Raw genomic sequence first — 17,419 nt, 5'->3', positions numbered from 1 at the left:
TTTGTCCCCACCTACCCCTAGGACCAAGCGATGGTGGAGAGGTTCAGCGCCTCGGTGACCGAGTTGGCTCCCAGACCGGTGATCCCCGCCTTGGCTACCGAGATGTTCGGGAAGATGAACAGCGTATCCACCGGCGCATCATCGGCAATGGTGCGCACCACGTTTTTCATGCCGGCGATGTAGCTGGTGGTATCCCCGGCATCGGCCGCTGCCGCCTCCGCGGAGATCTTCGAGTTGTCGTAGCCGATGTAGTAGTCGGGGTTGTTAAACATGGTGAGCACGTCGCGGGCCTCCACGGCGAGCACCACCGACATCTGATAGTTGTGCTTATTAAAGACCGTGTCCAGCCAGACGGCGGGGAATTCGGCGGAGGTGATCTTCGCGTCGATCCCCACATCACGCAATTGCGACTGCACGATCTCCGCCACCGCACTGGCGTAGGGGCGGGTGGGTACGGTGAAGGTGATCTTCACATTTTCCGCGTCGGCGTCCTTCAACAGGGCCTTGGCCTTGGCCGGGTTAAAGGGGTAGAGCGAGTTCAGGTCCTCGTAGTACGGGTCGGTCGGCGGCACCGGAGCGCCCACCAGGGTACCAAGTCCGTTCCACGCGGTATCGCGCACCGCCTGCCGGTCGATGGCATAGAGCACCGCTTGGCGCACCCGCTTGTCATCAAAGGGCGCCACCTTATTGTTCATCGACAAGATGATCTCACCGTTGGAGGTGCCCTCGAGGACCTGGTAATCGGGGTTGGTACTGAAGGTGGAAAGCAGTTCCGGAGCCTGCATGTTGTAGATGACATCAACGTCCCCGGTGCTCAGGGCGTTGGTGGTAGCGATGGCGTCGGCGAAGTAGCGCAGCTTCACGTTTTTGATGCTCGGGGCGGTGCCCCAATAGTCCGGGCGTGCGGTCAGGCTGATCGAATCCCCGCGAGCCCACGAGCTGAGCGTGTAGGGTCCGGTGCCCACCGGCGTATTGGCCAGATCAGCAACACCCGATGCATCAAACATGGCACCGACCAGCGTGGTCATCGAGTACAGCCAAGCCTGTGAGGGGCGCGAGAGGTTAACCGTGACGGAGGTCGGGGAATTGACCACCACGTTCTTCACCACGTCCATCTTGGACTTGAGCCCGTTAAGCCACGCATCGGATTTAACCCGTTCGATGGAGAACTTCACGTCCTGCGCGTCGAATGCCGCACCGTTGGAGAAGGTGGCGCCCGCCACCAGCGTGAAGGTATAGGAGGTGTTGGCTTGATTGGTTTCCCAGCTGGTGGCCAACAGCGGTTTGATGGCCCCGGTCTGGTCCACTGCCACCAGACCCTGGTAGACGTTGGACATCAGCGCCTGCGGGATCGCTGCCCCGGCCGTGGTGGTGAAGTCGAGGTTTACCGGTTCCCCGGTTAACGCCACGGTGAGCGAGTCGGGATCGGTGCTCTGCGGGCCGGCACCGGCGCTACAGGAGGAAAGCAGCAGGGCTGCGGTGAGTGCCGCGCCGAGCAGTGCGCCGCGGATACCGCGTCGGGCCTTGGTTCTTGCCTGCATCAGCCGTTGTTCCTTCACATCGTCAATCGGGGCGCGGGGGGACCGCGAGTGTCAAAAAGTACCTGTGACAAACCATTATCGTACGCAGCGGCACCGAAGTGTGACCGCCGGGGCCATAAACGTTGCACCATTGAGGTCTAGGGTGGTTCATATGCCTTCACACCCTTCCCCCGATGCCCGCGCCGCAATGACTCGGCTCCTGCCCTGGGCTCGCGCCACGATCATGACAATGGCTGGCACATTAATCTGCTGGTACCTGCCCCTACCTTTTAACCTCATCGGCCTGCTCTTCGCCGCCGCGGGTCTAGTGTGTGGCATCGTGACCTGCGTTATCGCCCTACGGACTCCAGCCTCCGGGATGTTGCGTATTGCCGCGCCCATCGCGACGCTGGGCTGCGTCCTGGTGGCCCTGCCATTGGTGGTGCAGCTGGTGTTTTACGGACCCACCGTGGCCTTCAAGGATTGCACCACCGATGCCCTGACGCTGCGTAGCCAGGCGCTCTGCACGCAGCACTATCAGGAGCAGCTCATGCCCGCGGGTATGAGCACCGGTGAGATCAAGCCATGAGGCCATAACCGCCTGATGACTCCAAGGATTCGATCATCGTCCTAACCCAGATGTGCGGGCAATGCGGGAGCGATCTCGGGTCTTGACCCCGCCGGCGACCTGAGCACGGGTATGGGAATCGCTGAGTCCCGAGCAGTACTCGCGGCGCGGTTACAGGTCCAACGGCTCGGTATTCACCGTTTGAGCGCTGGCGCAATTTACCTGGCACGCCGCCGCACACCACCTGCACGACGATCTGGGAGTGAAGCTGCGCTCCTAGCGGTCAAGCACCGGATCGTGCTCAAGTAACGGGGACACGAGGTAACCGATGGCCGTGCCCAACGCGACCTGAGCGGCCAGGAGAACGGCGGTGAGTAGCACGTCGGGCCCCACCTCGGTGAAGCGCCCGATGCCCAGCGATCCGCCGGCCAGCCAGGATCCCACCACCGAGAGCAGCCCGGAGATGATGCCTACAAACAGGCCAAGGGCCACCGTGGACAGTCCCAGGGACAGCCATCTGGAGCCGACCCGTGTGGAGACCCAGTCATCAAAGTGGTTCTCCCCCACCCGCAGGAAGTACCAGCCGGCCATGAACCCGGCAAACACCGGCAGCAGCATAAAGGCCCACGCGTAGCTCAAATCCCCGGCGGGCAGCGCCGCGAGCACCGGAACCGCTGGCAGCGGGCCCACGGTGGTTTGCAGGGTGGAGAGCGTACTGCCTACTCCCAGGGTGAAGCCACCGCCGGTGATCCAGGCCAGGGTCCACAGCGCCAGGTTCGGCATCACGCCGAGCTGGCCCAGGGTCAGTACCGCCGAACCGATCGGACCGGGGCGCAGCTGCTGGTAAACGTTGGAGACATCCACCCAATGCACGGCCAGGTTGATCGCCAGCAATCCGGAGGCGAGGGCAAAGGTCAGCAGGTAGGCCAGGGCGCCCCCGCACAATGCGGCCCAGACATAGGACCCCGCCCAGCGCGAGTGCTGTGAGGTCTTGGCGATCCAGGCTGCCGCATCAAAGCCGATGAGCCGTACCCAGGACCCGGCCTCGCGGCGGGCCCCGGTGATGACTCCGGCACCGGCGGGGAGCAGAGGAATCAGTGTCGCGGCCAGCAGTGAGACGCTGGCTTCCTCGTTGTTCACCAGGAAACCGGTGAATAGCCCACAGAGCAGGTAGACGCCCAGGGCGCCGATGATGCCTTGCCACAATTGGTCGGTGTAGGAGGCTCGGGCGATGCGTCGTCCGGCACGCCAGCAGAGGAAAAACGGGATCAGGGTCAGTCCCAGCGGAATGAAGTTCAGCACCGCCGATCCGTGTGATGGGTCAATGCCGTCCCCCACCTGCAGCAAGTTGAGGGGCACCCCGTGGATCAGCAGCCAAATCTGGCCGCCCATTTTTAGTACCGATTCGATGCCCCGGTCGGCAAAGCCGCCGCTGAACCAGACGGCGAACCACGGAATGACCACGAGGAACGCGGAGAATAGGGCCGCCTGCATGAACTCGAAGGCTCCCTGCAGGAATAGTGGCATGGGCCATCCGGTACTCAACCGTTGGCGGGCCGCATTTAGTGCAGCTGCGGCGGGCGGCTGCTTTTTCTTCTCACTCATCGTGTCCCATCGTGCCATCGAAGTGCCTTTGATCCCCTGATTGACGCGGTTTAGAGCCCCGAGGCCTTAGAGCGCGCGCAGTCCACTGATGAGCGCGGTAATCGCTCCAAGGAAGGCAATACACAGGACAAAGAATCGGGCGTGCTTGTCACTAACCACGCGCTGAACGCGCTCACCGATGAACACCCCGACCCAGATGAAGACAGCAACTCCGATCCAGGCCCAGGGCGGCATCGCGGGCAGCGCGGCGGGGGTGGTGATGAATTTCATCCCGATGGAGATCAAACCCGTCACCACAAAAAACGGCTGCAGGGTTGCGGCGAAGGGCCGTTGCGGCCAGCGGGCCAATACGGCGTAGGCGCTCACCGCAGGTCCACCCACACCCGCCATCGCGTTGGTTAGCCCGGAGAGGAAACCTGCGCTGGATTTGGGGAGCTGACCACGCACCGTGACATTGGCGCGGGACAGGATCAGCGAGAGCAGTAGTGCCGCCAGGACCACCGCCCCCACCACGATCGACAGGGGTGCCGAAGGCAGCGCCCCTGCCAATAGGGCCCCGATGATAGAGCCAATGACGGAAAAGGAGCATAGCCAGCGGAACATCGACCAGTCGATATCGCGATAGACCCGGGGCATGATGATCGCCGAGGAGACCACTCCGCAGATGTTCACCAAAAAGACGCCCTCGTGGGCGCCGAGCATGATCACGAGGAAGGGGGAAACGAGCATGGCGAACCCGAGGCCCGCAACTCGCTGAGCGATGGCACCGATGACGACCATGCCGAGCACGACGAAGATGAGGGAGAGTTCCATTAGCCCGAGTTTATCGGCTGTTCACCGTGACGGGTGACCCGCGGTGAACAGCCGATCGGCCACATCGTGATAACTTCCTTCATCCTCCGCTTAGTAGCTGGCGGGAGTTCCGTCCGCGCTTTGGCTTCCGGCACCGAACTTGGCGGCCAAGGCTTCGGAGCCACGGGCCAACATCGCGACGTCTGCACCGACCCCGACGTAGTGGGCGCCCGAGGCGATGTAGCGCTTGGCCGAGGCCTCGGTGAAGGCGTTTACCCCCACGTACTTCCCGGCCTTGAGCCCCGCCGCGATGGCGGTTTCCACCGCGTTGATGACCTCGGGGTGTTCCTGTTGACCGATCACACCCATCGAGGCGGCGAGGTCGGAGGGGCCAATGAAGATGCCGTCAACGCCCTCGGTGGCCACGATCTCATCAACATTGCTCACCGCCTGAGCGGATTCGATCTGCACCATCAACGTCACGGTTTCACTCGCGCGTGTGAGGTAATCCGGAATCCGGTTCCACCGTGCCGAGCGTGCCAGGGCCGAACCCACACCACGGACCCCCATGGGCGGGTAGTGGCAGGCCGCGACGGCCGCGCGAGCGTCGTCGGCGTTGTTAACCATCGGCACAATCAGTGACTGCACCCCCAGATCCAGGTACTGCTTAATCACCACGGTGTCATTAACCGGGGGGCGAACCACCGGGATGACGGGGTAACCGCGGACGGCCTGAAGCTGGGCCAGGATGGATTCGAGTCCGTTGGGCGAATGTTCGGCATCGATGAAAATCCAGTCGAATCCGGCTCCCGCGCAGATCTCGGCGATGAGCGGGGATCCGGAGCAGACCCAAATTCCCGCGAGCGAATGATCCGCGTCCCGCAGTGCGTCCTTCAGGGACGGATCGGCGTCTAGGCGAAATGACATGTCACTGTCCCCATGCGTCCGTAGTCGGCAAAGACCGTGTCTCCCTTGTCCACCCACATGGGGCGGGTGAAGGAGCCGGCAAGGATGATTTCCCCGGCGTTGAGCTTATCTCCGTGGGCGGCGATCTTATTGGCCAGCCAGTAGACTCCGGCGGCCGGGTGGTTCAGCACTCCGGCGGCGACGCCGGTCTCCTCCACCACTTGGTTTTTGAACAGGATGCCCGAGACCCAGCGCAGGTCCAGATCGGAGGGCTTCATCGGGTTGCCTCCGATGACCATGGCTCCCATGGCGGCGTTGTCGCTAATGGTGTCCACGATGGTGCGGCCCTCCATCTCGATGCGCGAGTCAAGGATTTCCAGTGCCGGGATGACGTATTCGGTGGCATTCAAAACATCGAAGATGTTGGCGTTGGGGCCCTCGATGTCCTTGTTGAGCTTGAAGGCCAGCTCCATTTCAACGCGCGGGTGGGTGTATTTCTCCCATTCGATGCTGGCGCCGGAGTCGAGCACCATGTCATCAAAGATGATGCCGTAGTCCGGTTCGGTGATTCCCGTGGCCATCTGCATGGCACGGGAGGTCAGTCCGATTTTGCGCCCGGTGAGGATGCGGCCGTTGGCCTCCGAACGCTGGCGCCAGAGATTCTGGACCCGGTAGGAATCTTCGATGGTCATCTCGGGGAAGCGGGCGGTGAGGCGCTTGACCGGCACCCGGTCTTGGCCCGCTTGCACGAGTTCATCGGCGATCTGGGTGATGGTCTCATCATTGAGCATGCTGGCCGCGGCCCTTCTAAAGTTCTGGATGCGTGGTGTGTGGAATCCGGCGCCCCGTCATATGAGGACGCAGGTCACACTCTGAACATCGTATCCAATGGGTAGCGAACCTCACATTTGCGGGTCAATTGTTTCCCCCGCGCCAGCTACCTGCTCCGGCTCGGCGGGGATCGAGGACCGCGGTTTGATGATTCGGGGTAAGACAAAAAGGAGGAAAATGGCCGCCAGCATGGTCAGTCCGCCGATGATGGCACCAATCGCCCAGCCATAGAGGACCTGGATAACAAACCAGACGCACCCTGCCACCAGCATCCCCACGCCCATGATCACGATCTTGGAGATAACGTGTCCCATGTGAACGGTGGTGACCTTCACCCGATGTCCGAAGAGGTGGCGGTGCACGGCGACAGGGGTGACCAGCAGGATGATCAGCAGCGCCGAGAAGACCAAAAGCACCAGGTAGAAGATCCGTTCGGCATGCTCAAGATTCACGAATCCGGCCTGAAAGGGCAAGACCACTAGGAAAGCTGCCAGAATCTGCGCACCCGTCTGCATGACTCGAAGCTCCTGCATGAGCTCGTTCCAGTTCCGGTCCAGTCGTTCCTCAACGCTCTCGCGGCGTCCGCTCATCGTTCTCCCCCCCCATACCTTAGTTGGTGTTCGGGGCCGGATCTCTCTGCGGAAAATGATCCCTCGAAGGTGGCATCGGTGGCCCGCGTCCCGACCTCCTCCCAACCTATACAACTTGGCCGCTCATGGGCCGAAGAAAACCAAAATTCTCTGGGTCTTTACCCATCGATCGCGTCTAAGCTGGCTAAATGAGTGTCCACCCCTATGATCAGCTCACCGTTGAGCAATTGCGCCACGCTGGATCTCGGAAGTGGTCCGAGTACCCCCACGCGCTCGGTGCGGGACTGGCCGAAATGGATTTCGGAACTGCTCCTGGCGTGGTCGAGGCCGCCCAACAGACCCTGACCCATGGGCTGACCGGTTATGCACCAACGTGGTTGGTCCACGATATGCAATTGGCCACCGCGTCCTGGTTGGACAACAGATTTTCTTGGTCGATTGACCCTCAGCAGGTGAGGCCACTGAACTCCATCGAGGCAGCGCTCGAAGCGGCGATCATGCATTTTTCACCGCGTCACCGTCGCAATGCCCCGCTGGTTTTGCTCACCCCTGCCTACATGCCCTACATCGCTGCGGCATCACGCTTTGGCCGAGAATCCATAGAAGTGACGATGCTCCGGACCGATTCCGGGTGGGAGATCAATTGGACGGCGTTAGAGCAAGCACTTTCCGGAGGGGCACTGCTGATTCTGGTCAATCCGCACAATCCGATCGGCAAGGTCTATTCGCGTGCGGAGCTGCTCAGAATCTGTGACCTCGTTGAGGCCACGGGTTCGCGAGTTTTCGTCGATGAGGTCCATTCGCCGCTGGTTTTCGACGGTGCTTCGCACCTTCCCTATGCCACAGTATTGCCGGCCGCGGCAGCGCATAGTGTCACGGCTGTTGGCGCTACCAAGGCGTTTAATCTCTCGGGCCTCAAGTGCGCGCAACTCATTTTGAGCAACTCTGCGGATCTCGACTTGTGGGCGAGGGTGGGACAGATTCCGGAGAGTTGCGTAGCCAATGTTGGGCTCGCTGCCACCACTGCCGCTTACAGTACCGGCACTGGGTGGCTTGACGGGGTGGTCGACTATCTTGATCACTCACGGATGTTGCTCGGCGAGCTCATCAATCGACATCTTCCCCACGTCGGATACCAACCCCCGCAAGGGACTTATCTCGGCTGGCTCGATGTTTCACAACTAAACCTCGATCCCGATGCCGCAAGGTTCTTCCTGGCCGAGGCCCAGGTCGCACTGATTAACGGCAGTGATTGCGGTAGCGGCGGCCAGGGCTTTGTGCGGCTGAACTTTGCCACCCCACATCCAGTGCTAGGTGGCATGATCCACCGCATGGGAGCGGCAGTGGATGGCTGCGACAACAAGGACATCACCGACCCGGAGTTCGCGCAGTAACTCGGACCCATAGAGTTTGCGGCAGAATGGACCCTCAATATCCAGCGTGCGGATCGTATCGATTAATCAGTTCTTCGCCGTCGAGAAAACGTCGAATGTTTTTGATGAACAACTCCACGAGCCGGGTGTTCTCCGCATCAACGTTTGCTGCGCAATGTGGTGAGAGAACAAGGTTCGGAGCCTTCCACAGCGGGTCACCTTGCGGCAGCGGCTCGGGACTCGCAACATCAAGCACCGCTCCCCCAAGATGCCCGCTCACCAGCGCCGCTAGGAGCGCATCTTGATCCAGTACCGGACCCCGGGCCAGATTCACCAGGATGCTCCCCTTCTTCATGGCGGAAATTTGTTGCTCGCCGAAAAGGCCCCTGGTTTCCTGGGTTAAGGGACAGGATAGGACCACGACGTCATAGCTTTCCAGCTGGCAATCGTTGAGATTCACCGAGTTTTCAAATGGTTGCCCGAGCTCTCGCCCGCTCCGGGTGGTCCCGTCGCAGCTCACGCCCATGAAGCTCAACGTTCTGGCCACCTCGCGCCCAATGCTTCCCGCTCCCACCATCAAGGCTCTGCGGCCATACAAGGTGCTCGAATGCCCGCCTGACCAGACCTCCGTCTGTCGTCGGGCTTCCAACGCTGGTAGGTCTCTGACGAAGTAGAGCAGTCCCGCCAACGCAAATTCGGCCAAGGGCTTGGCATGAACTCCCGCTGCGGTGGTAATCAGCATCGTATTGTCGTGATGTCCCAGGGCTTCGGCCCGTGCCCCCACGCCTGCTTGGGTTGCTTGTATCCAACGCAACTTGGGACTTTTTTCACGCCAGTCTTGGGGTTCCCACCAGTCGAAATCGAACATGATCGTAGCGTTGGCAAGATGCTCCCGCCATTGTTCCAACTGGCTTGAGGTTAGCTCTCGAACATTGCCCCAGTGATCAGCGGAAAATTGTGGAATGGGCAACAGTTCGGGGCAATAAATGACGTCAAACTGAGGCACTTCGTCGGTGATCCGTTTGATGAGTTCCGCATCAAGAAATGAGCAGATGAGTACCTGTGGACGCATGGATATCCGTCGTACCTTTCGGTCAGAAGCATTCGGGCGGCGGCAGTTCATGGAGGTATTTTGCCTTTCGTCATACCAACGACACGACGAAGGGCAGAACCACTCTTCCGACAGGCTACCGTCACCGGTTGGTTAGGTGCGTCTGTGACTTCCCACGCAGCTGAACCCACGATTCTTCCTGGGGTCAAAGTTCCAGAGCATCATCGATTATTCGTCTCGCTGTTTGGTATTTACGGTCATCGATTTTGCGTTTGAAAAAGCGTGGCATCGTCGATAGTCGGCAGATCAATGGTCGAGACAGGTACACGCTCGCCCCATGCCATCGAAGCGTAAGACCCGCCACGGGATTCGTTTCTCGCAGATTCGCATGTGGTTTGGATTAGGCACCGCTGGGCCAGAACATGGAGACGGGGCGGTATCCGGTTCAACCGGATACCGCCCCTACGCCATCACTAGAAGACGCGCAACATTCACCGCCGTGAGCGGGAAGCGGACCTCGCTACTTCGACTGGATATTTGCCAGTAATTGTTCGAACGGCAACGAGCTCATCGTGTCGCGTGGATTGGCGTTTTCGCTCACGCGCGGAGCGATGGAGCGGGTGTCCCCCAAGTCCTGTGTCAGGACAGTCGCTCCATTGGTTCCCGCGATGGAAAGTGCCATTTCTGCGCCCGCGCGCAGTTCCCGTTCTGCCAGAGCGCCCTGCCCCTGGTCAGCGCCCCAGTCTTCGGGGGAAGCGAAGACGGACGTGGGCATGATGCGCGCTCGCAGGTAAGCGAAGATCGGACGCATGGCATAGTCAACCACGAGGTTGTGTCGAGCACTTCCCGCGGTTGCAGCAAGAATCACGGGCTTGTCCTCAAGTGCTTTTGGATCCAGAACATCGATGAACGACTTGAACAGCCCCGACACCGAAGCGGTGAAGACCGGCGATACGGCAATCAAGCCGCTGGCCTGCGAAACGGCTTCGATGGCCTCGGCCAGACGCGGTGGGGCGTAACCGGTGAGAAGGTTGTTACTGATATCGACGGCATAGTCGCGCAATTCCAAAACCGTCAGATCTGCTTGGATACCGTTGGCGGCCAGTTCCCTCACTGTTGCCTCCCCGAGCTGGCGACCCAGCAGGCCCGAGGTTGATGGAGTGCCAAGGCCTCCGGAAATGACTACAATGTTCTGGCTCATGGTGCGTGCTTCCCTCTCAAGAAATACATGTGTTTGCATGTAAAACCACGAAGGATGAAAATTCATTCCCGACGGGGTACTTTTTTATTAACGGGTGCCGGCCTTCGCAGGACCGAGCATGTTCCGCACGGGAACTACGCTGAGGCTCGTCGTAGTTGATTGGTCCTCACGCGAATTTATGTGACCCGAGAGATCTTGGCTGCCAAGAACCACCGACGATAGAACTAGGCAGTCCGTCGACGAAGGCGGCTGACCCACAGAACTCCGGCGCCCACGACACCGATAACCGCGGCAATCAGCGCAATGTAAAAGGCGACGGAGAAGTAGCCATTGGGGCTGATATTCGGATCAAGGAACGGATACGGGTACCACGCCACGTTGGTGCGCGGATCCAGAACCAACACACCTCGGGCCAAGGTATAGCCGGCCCAGAGTATGGGGAAGGCGATGATCCCCCACAGTGCCGTTGATTTTAGCGGCCGGCGACCAGGCGCAATCAGCCAATCTAGGACAATGATGGCCGGGGCAATGACATGCAGAACCTCATTGGACCACGGAACCGTGGCTCCTTGCGGCAGTTCAATGCCACGCAGCAACAAGTTATAGACCACACCCGTGGTCGCCATGTAGGTGGTCACTGCCGCCCTGATCATGCTCCAGCCACGAGACTCACCACGCTTCGACAGCGTGAAAATTCCGACGAACAGCACGACAGCCGCCAACACGTTGGATTCGATCGTAAAGAACGAGAAGAAGTTTTGGACAACAAACTCGACTTCTCCCGTGCCGGCTTCCTCATTCGTGATGCTTCGTTGCACTTGAACGACGACTGCGGCAACGATGGCCGCAGTTCCCCCGATGCGCAAAAGGTATGCCAAGACGCGTCTCATATTAGGTGCAGGTCCCTTTCGTGGTCCGTCTCCACAGCCTAATCGGATTCGGCCCCACACCCGCGACAAAACACCTAGCCCACAACAGCTATTTGGATTGTCCCTTTAATTCGACGTAGGTCATCGACCGGTCGAGGAACCGACCGGTCGATGACCTACGAATCATTGATGCCCGGTGCCAGTTATGCTGCCGGGTGCTTATGCTCGGTGTCTCCAAAACCGAAGGCCGTGGGTCCCCGGAGAATGCGGAATACACCTAGAAGGGCGACCAAAACGCCAATAATAAATCCGATCCATAGCGGGCTCAGCGTGCCTCCGACGGCGACGGCACCGGTGATGATGAACAGTAGGAACAACAATGCTGTCAGTCCACCGCCGATCAACAAACCATTGGCATGGTGTTGCCGAGGTACTTTCGGATTGGCCACCGGCTCCTCACGTGGTGCTGGAATGTGTGCGTCCTGAGTCATGGGATTTCACCTCCCCTCAATGTCCAAAGTGCTTGCCTTCCGCGGCGTTCGCAGTCACGGAAATGAACCGCGACCATGATCCGCGGTGTATTACCCCGCGTCGAAGCGCCCCTCGTCATCGGCATCCGGATGCTTGGGGCCGTCATTACCGGAACCATCGGGTAGCTGATCGGTAGCGATCTTCCGTCGTTTGCCCATATCAGGGGACAGAGCGGCTTCTACTTCTTCTTCGTGGCGTGAGTTGATGTTGGATTGAATGTTCATCGCTATCCTCGATTTGAACGAGTGCCAAGTGGTCCCCAAGTGGGTGCGCTGTCAGGTGGCGAGACGATGCCAGGTCACTCGGGCCGGTTCACCGCGGCCATTCTTCGCCGAACGTGGATATCCAGAGGAAACTCCGCTAACTAGAGCGCACTTCTATGGGGTATCAGTTCCATGGCTCTTTCCATGCAGTCACCAGGCTCCCACTAGCGGTCGGATCCCGACATTCAGCCGTCCGAACTATCTCCGAGACTACGCCTGGCGTCATGGACTTTCTAGGTTTTTCCGGCACGTACGTGGGACCAGACGATGTCGCCCCAAGCTGCCGGTCCACGGTTCACCATGGTTCAGGGGCGCACTCCCAGCGTCAGAATTCTTCCTAGAGACAATCTTGAGGTTTACCCCAACCGCCCAACAAAAGAGGCATAGCCTGATGCCATGGAAAAGATCTATGAGTTCTACATTCAAACAACCCCGGAAAAATTGTGGGAGGCGCTCACCGACCCAGCTCAGACGCCGAAATACTACTTCGGCAACACCTTCGTCACCGATTGGATGGTTGGTTCCGAATACACGACGGTAAATCCTCATGCTCACGGTCCGCTGGGACGAGGCACCATATTGGAGGCCGACGCACCTCGCCGCCTGTCCCTGACGATGACCGCGCTCTGGGACGAAGCGGTCACCGCCGAGGGTGCTTCCCGGGTCACTTATGAAATCAGCCAGGTCGAGGATTCTTGCCTGCTAACGATCACCCACGATCAGCTCAGGGTCGACGCTAACGAACAGCTGTTCGGCGGCTGGCCAATGATCCTATCCGGCTTGAAAACATGGTTGGAAACTGGGCGCACCCTGACCACTCCCGGATCGCTCATGTACACCTAGCTGGCTAACCGGGGTGAACTACTCGACCGAGAACTGGACACGCTGCCAGCCACTGGCCCCGTTTGGTACTGGATCAGCCTTGTCGCTGGTTTGCATCTCGCCCTGAGCATCGAAGGCCCGGACGCTGACGGTGTGGTTTCCCGAGGTACCGCCGTCCCACTCATAGCGCCACTGCCGCCAGGTGTCCACAGAGGCCTCGGCGCCCAGCTCAGTGTCCTTCCAATCGCCGTCATCGATTTGTACCTGAACCTTGGAGATGCCTCGGGTCTGCGCCCAGGCAGTTCCGCCCATAACTACTTTCCCGGCCGGAACACTGGCGAACGAACGCGGCACATCCACCCTCGAAGACAGCTTAATGGGTCCTCGATCCGACCAGCCGCGCGTGGTCCAGTAAGCGGCCTTGTCTTCGAATCGAGTGACTTCTAGGTCAACGACCCACTTAGTAGCGGACACATAGCCATAGAGTCCGGGAACCACCATACGGACAGGGAATCCGTGCTCTAGCGGCAACGGCTCTCCGTTCATGCCGATCGCCAGCAATGCCATGCGGTCATCTGTGAGGATCTCAAGCGGCGTCGAGGCGCTGAAACCGTCGATCGAGGTCGAAAGGACCATGTCGGCACCTTCCTTAGGCACCGCGCGCTCCAGTAGCTGGCGCAGCGGATAACCCAACCACTTTGCGTTTCCCACCAGCTGCCCACCGACGGGGTTTGAAACACAGGTCAGAGTCAGATAGGTTTCCACGAGGTCCTCGGCCAACAGCTCGTCGAAGCTCAGGGTGAATTCCTTTTCGACCATGCCGTGGACGCGAAGCGACCATTCGGAAGGGTTGATCCGCGGTACCGAAAGTGCCGTATCAATCCGGTAAAAATCCTTGTTCGGGGTGATGAATTTCGGCATACCCGACAGCTCGATCTGTGCATCGGCCGGTGGAGCCTGAGCCAAGACCTTCGCCGGTGGCAGTCCGAGAGCCGCACGGGCTGAATCGGCAACGTTCCTTGCGGTGGCCAGCGACTTACCCACGCCCGTAGCTACTGCGGCACCTACCAGGGAGAGGACGGAACCCAACAGAAAGTTCCTCCGTGAAGAGCCTGAGGCTGGAACCGCATCCGAGCCAGTGGACCTGCTCTTAGCTGCAAGCTTGGTGAGCCAGCGCAGCGTGGCCAGACCGGCCACCGCGCCGAGGATGATGGGTGTCAGGTCAACAAGTCCGGTTGCGGGCCGGGACAGCACAGCCCCACCGATCACCGCTGCAAGGACCACAATGGAGCCAGCAGCCAAGGCAAAACTACGCCTTGCCAAGATCCCCAGCAGTACCGCGGCGATGGCCACGACCACGCCAATGGAGATGAATAGTGCCAGTTTATCGTTGGTCCCGAAGGTGGCAATGGCGAAGTCTTTAAGCCACGGTGGGGTCAGATCGATGAAGACCGATCCCATAGCCACCAGTGGCGCCGAAGAGGTCGCGAAGAACGCCGACATCAATTGAGCTACGGAAAAAAGCACCGCGGCCGATGCGAAACCTGCAAGCCCGAAGGCTCCCAGGTCTCGCAGCTTCTTTGCTGGCAACTTGTTCATGAATCCACCCACCCGTACGTTGTGATGCTTTTGCCCCCTGCTCTTGCGGGGAACATCTAGTCACTACGTATTCGGAACGCTACCATTGGCGGATTGGAAGTCCGAGGCCTTTTCCCGAGGGGCCTTAAAGCTCCTGGACCAGAATGGGATCGGTGGTTGGCGCCGGCGACCCCGTGGCAGGTTCCACGGTGATTCCGAAGTGGGTCACGCCCTCCATGGCCCCAGAAACCATCACCATTCCATCGGCATTGGCACCATTAACAAGCCCCGCAGATACCGCCCCCGTGCCGGAGATCAGCCAGAGTTCATATGCCTTGTCGCCGGGCAAAGCAGGCAATCCCGCGGTGGTCACCGCCATCTTGCCTTCGGTGGCCGAGTAGGCCAGAGTGACTCGGGCTCCGTCGTCCATTTTCTGGGTCTTTGACCTGACATCGGATGCCGTCAGGATGCGGGTCAGCTCTGATTGTTGGGTGCTCAAGGCAGCCAACTGTTCCTCAAGCTTTTGTTGCTGCGCGTTTTGGTTGACCACCACTCCGCCCAGCACTCCACCTGCCACCAGCAGCACTCCGGCAGCCAGGGCAAACATCCGCTGGTTCGATTTGGCCGGGGCGGATGGGGCCGGTTGGACGGCAGGTTCGGTTGACTGCTGAGCGATACGATCATCTACCGGGACGGAACCCGAGGGTTCCTGGGCATCGTGGGCAGGAACGTCCCGCTGAACGTCGAGGGGCGGTAGCTGTGGGGTAGTACGAATGGAGGCCATAATGTTGGCCTTGAGGCTAGCCGGAGGGGTTACCGGCTCGGCGGAAAGGCCAAGAAGGGCAGCGGTTTCCTGCAATGCGTCAAGTTCACTTTGGACCTCGTCCGAGGCTTCGGCATGTCGTAGCAGTTCGTCGCGTTCCTCCTCCCCCAGTGCGTTCAGGGCGAAGCTGGCGGTCAGCTCGTTCTTGTGCTTTTCCATTACGCCACTCCCATCAGGTCTCTAAGTTTGTTCATTCCATCGCGTATTCGTGTTTTTGCGGTTCCCACCGGGATCTTGAGTAACTCAGCCACCTCAAGGTGGGTGAATCCGCCAAAGTAGGCCAACCGGATGGCGTCGCGCTGTGTCTCGCTAAGCCGTTCCAGGGCTTGGTTCACCCGGAGACTTTCATCGTGCAGGATGGCCGTTTCCTCAACGTCATCGTAGCTAGCCTGAAAGTCCTTGATCCCTTCGCGCAGATCGCGGTCTTTACTAGCTTGACTGGCCCGAACTCGGTCCACAGCTCGGCGGTGTGCCAAGGTCAGTAGCCAGGTGATGGCCTTACCTCGGGACTCGTCGTAGCGTGCGGCCTGTTGCCAAGCTTCGACGAATACCTCTTGCGCTACTTCTTCGCTTTGCGCCTGATCTTTCAGGATGCGTCGGACCAGACCAAAGACCTGGGGGGAGACACGGTCGTAGAGTTCCTCAAAGGCGTTCTCGTTGCCTGTCGCGATCCGGAGCATCAGTTCTTCTGTAGTGGGCGCGGAGGTTTGGTCCGTTCCACCGGATAGATGTGAGCTCATGCGATAAAGCGTCTCATGCATTCCAAACCCCGTCCGTCATCTTTTCTGGTGCGTCGGGAAGGAAAACAAGTTTTCCGCCCGTCCGCGCCAACCAGTCGATGTCCATCGACCACAGGGGGCCGGTGTTTGATGGAGGGGACCATCAGACACCAACCCCCTGTTGGGTTGCCTTACCGTTGCGTCAGTCGCAGCAGTTACTACTTGGCCGGCGGCATCAGCACGGTGTCAACCAGGTACACCGTGGCGTTGGCGGTCTGGACGCCACCGCAAATGACCGAGGCGCCGTTGACCATGAGCTTGTCGCCGCTACCGGTGACCTTCAGGTCCTGGCCTTCTACGGTCTTGTGGGATCCGGCGATATCACTCGGGGCGATCTGGCCGGGGACCACGTGGTAGGTCAGAATCTTGCTGAGCGTGTCTGCATCAGCAACGACTGCCTTGAGATCCTTTTCAGGAATGGCTGCGAAAGCCTCGTCAACCGGTGCGAAGACCGTGAACTCGTCGCCATTGAGAGTATCAACCAGGTCGACCTTCGGGTTGAGCTTGCCGGACACCGCGGCGGTGAGGGTCTTCAGCAGGGGGTTATTGGAGGCTGCAACAGCAACCGGATCCTTGGCCATTCCAGCTACCGAACCCTCGCCGCTGGGTACTGCCTTAGCGTAGGCGGCGCAGCCCGAACCAACGAGATTGGCTGCCGGGTCCATGGCCGATTCGCTGGCCATGGCCGAGCTGCTCGGGGCTGCCGAGGCGCTGGACGAAGGAGCCGATGAGCTCGGTGCCATCGATTCTGCGGTTTGGGATCCCGACGAGCAGGCCGTCAGACCTACGGTTGCAACTGCGATAACTCCGAGTGCTGCAGCAAACTTGCGGTTCATGCGCTTCATGACATTCTCCTTGTCTGGCGTCGACCGTGGTCTCCGCACCTTCCCAATCCCCTTGGTTGGGGCGGGCTGTCATGAAGCATTCGGTGCCGGTGGGGAAACGGATTGGAAACTTCTCAAAAAAGTTTTCGCGCCGTGAATATCTTGTGAATCCGCTGTTTTCTTCCGCGTTGGACATGGAAGAAGCGGAGAAGATGAATGTTCTTCTCCGCTTCTTGTAAACGTTCTCCAATCATCAAGTTGCTCAGTGTTTCTTGATGTGGGCTACCTGTTCCGATTCAGTCATCGGCGCGTTCTTCGAGCGCTTCTCCGCGCGTCGAGCCTTAATGGACTTACCGGCAGGCTTCTTGTGTTCATGTTTGTGTGGGGATTTGTCTGGCATCAATTACCTCTCACCCTCGGGCTGGGATCTCTTACGACCCTGGTTGGTCTCCCGAAACCGAGAATACTCCTGAGAGTCCTCAGATACCAGCAT

Annotated in this window: 17 protein-coding genes and 1 pseudogene; 3 read left to right on the top strand and 15 right to left on the bottom strand. The window is 59.7% G+C overall.

Features of this window, described 5'->3' with window-relative positions; all coding sequences use genetic code 11:
* Positions 1–17 precede the first annotated feature (17 nt).
* Positions 18–1,541 (bottom strand): ABC transporter substrate-binding protein, encoded by a 1,524-nt coding sequence (locus tag HED64_RS11490; protein WP_168152148.1) that lies wholly within the window; start codon positions 1,539–1,541, stop codon positions 18–20.
* Between the two features lie 151 nt (positions 1,542–1,692).
* On the opposite strand from HED64_RS11490, the gene HED64_RS11485 reads away from it, so the two are divergent.
* Positions 1,693–2,109 (top strand): hypothetical protein, encoded by a 417-nt coding sequence (locus HED64_RS11485; RefSeq protein WP_168152147.1) that lies wholly within the window; start codon positions 1,693–1,695, stop codon positions 2,107–2,109.
* A gap of 255 nt (positions 2,110–2,364) precedes the next feature.
* Here the strand turns inward: HED64_RS11485 and HED64_RS11480 are convergent, their stop codons facing one another.
* From HED64_RS11480 to HED64_RS11460, 5 genes are all read right to left on the bottom strand, one after another.
* Positions 2,365–3,693, bottom strand: a complete 1,329-nt coding sequence (locus HED64_RS11480) for a cell division protein PerM (RefSeq protein ID WP_168152146.1) — start codon at positions 3,691–3,693, stop codon at positions 2,365–2,367.
* Positions 3,694–3,759: 66 nt separating this feature from the next.
* Positions 3,760–4,506: a sulfite exporter TauE/SafE family protein gene (locus HED64_RS11475; protein WP_168152145.1), complete on the bottom strand. Its 747-nt coding sequence runs from the start codon at positions 4,504–4,506 to the stop codon at positions 3,760–3,762.
* Positions 4,507–4,596: 90 nt separating this feature from the next.
* Complete coding sequence (locus HED64_RS11470; protein ID WP_210149603.1) at positions 4,597–5,412, bottom strand: HpcH/HpaI aldolase family protein; 816 nt, start codon at positions 5,410–5,412, stop codon at positions 4,597–4,599.
* Entirely contained in the window at positions 5,397–6,182 is a 786-nt protein-coding gene (hpaH, locus tag HED64_RS11465) for a 2-oxo-hept-4-ene-1,7-dioate hydratase (RefSeq protein ID WP_168152144.1), read from the bottom strand. The genes HED64_RS11470 and hpaH overlap by 16 nt, the downstream gene beginning before the upstream one ends.
* A 111-nt stretch (positions 6,183–6,293) precedes the next feature.
* Positions 6,294–6,812, bottom strand: coding sequence for a DUF6328 family protein (locus tag HED64_RS11460; RefSeq protein WP_168152143.1), 519 nt, complete (start codon positions 6,810–6,812; stop codon positions 6,294–6,296).
* A gap of 188 nt (positions 6,813–7,000) precedes the next feature.
* Here HED64_RS11460 and HED64_RS11455 point away from each other — a divergent pair, with 188 nt between their 5' ends.
* Positions 7,001–8,206, top strand: coding sequence for a MalY/PatB family protein (locus tag HED64_RS11455; protein ID WP_168152142.1), 1,206 nt, complete (start codon positions 7,001–7,003; stop codon positions 8,204–8,206).
* Positions 8,207–8,240: 34 nt separating this feature from the next.
* On the opposite strand, the gene HED64_RS11450 is transcribed toward HED64_RS11455, so the two are convergent.
* The 5 genes from HED64_RS11450 to HED64_RS11430 all read right to left on the bottom strand — a co-directional run bounded on the left by HED64_RS11450 (position 8,241) and on the right by HED64_RS11430 (position 12,061).
* Positions 8,241–9,257, bottom strand: coding sequence for a D-2-hydroxyacid dehydrogenase (locus HED64_RS11450; protein ID WP_168152141.1), 1,017 nt, complete (start codon positions 9,255–9,257; stop codon positions 8,241–8,243).
* 499 nt (positions 9,258–9,756) lie between these two features.
* Positions 9,757–10,437: a CE1759 family FMN reductase gene (locus HED64_RS11445; protein WP_168152140.1), complete on the bottom strand. Its 681-nt coding sequence runs from the start codon at positions 10,435–10,437 to the stop codon at positions 9,757–9,759.
* 224 nt (positions 10,438–10,661) lie between these two features.
* Complete coding sequence (locus HED64_RS11440; RefSeq protein ID WP_245325944.1) at positions 10,662–11,315, bottom strand: Pr6Pr family membrane protein; 654 nt, start codon at positions 11,313–11,315, stop codon at positions 10,662–10,664.
* Positions 11,316–11,509: 194 nt separating this feature from the next.
* Positions 11,510–11,797 carry a hypothetical protein gene (locus HED64_RS11435; RefSeq protein WP_168152138.1) on the bottom strand — a complete coding sequence of 96 codons (288 nt, stop codon included), beginning with the start codon at positions 11,795–11,797 and terminating at the stop codon, positions 11,510–11,512.
* Between the two features lie 90 nt (positions 11,798–11,887).
* Positions 11,888–12,061 (bottom strand): hypothetical protein, encoded by a 174-nt coding sequence (locus tag HED64_RS11430; RefSeq protein ID WP_168152137.1) that lies wholly within the window; start codon positions 12,059–12,061, stop codon positions 11,888–11,890.
* A 435-nt stretch (positions 12,062–12,496) separates the two neighbouring features.
* Between HED64_RS11430 and HED64_RS11425 the strand changes: the two are divergent.
* A pseudogene (locus HED64_RS11425) lies at positions 12,497–12,943 on the top strand (SRPBCC family protein); the annotation flags it as partial.
* Positions 12,944–12,961: 18 nt separating this feature from the next.
* Here HED64_RS11425 and HED64_RS11420 read toward each other — a convergent pair.
* The 4 genes from HED64_RS11420 to HED64_RS11405 form a co-directional block, all read right to left on the bottom strand.
* Positions 12,962–14,521 carry a molybdopterin-dependent oxidoreductase gene (locus HED64_RS11420; protein ID WP_168152135.1) on the bottom strand — a complete coding sequence of 520 codons (1,560 nt, stop codon included), beginning with the start codon at positions 14,519–14,521 and terminating at the stop codon, positions 12,962–12,964.
* 124 nt (positions 14,522–14,645) lie between these two features.
* Positions 14,646–15,482, bottom strand: a complete 837-nt coding sequence (locus tag HED64_RS11415; RefSeq protein WP_168152134.1) for an anti-sigma factor — start codon at positions 15,480–15,482, stop codon at positions 14,646–14,648.
* Positions 15,482–16,063 carry an ECF RNA polymerase sigma factor SigK gene (gene sigK / locus HED64_RS11410; RefSeq protein WP_168152133.1) on the bottom strand — a complete coding sequence of 194 codons (582 nt, stop codon included), beginning with the start codon at positions 16,061–16,063 and terminating at the stop codon, positions 15,482–15,484. The genes HED64_RS11415 and sigK overlap by 1 nt, the downstream gene beginning before the upstream one ends.
* Positions 16,064–16,260: 197 nt before the next feature.
* Complete coding sequence (locus HED64_RS11405) at positions 16,261–16,947, bottom strand: fasciclin domain-containing protein (protein WP_168152132.1); 687 nt, start codon at positions 16,945–16,947, stop codon at positions 16,261–16,263.
* Positions 16,948–17,419: the final 472 nt, after the last annotated feature.

Source organism: Paeniglutamicibacter terrestris, from assembly GCF_012271785.1.
Classification (GTDB): Bacteria; Actinomycetota; Actinomycetes; order Actinomycetales; family Micrococcaceae; genus Paeniglutamicibacter; species Paeniglutamicibacter terrestris.
Note: the sequence above shows the minus strand (reverse complement) of the source record. Positions and strands in the feature narration are given on the sequence as shown.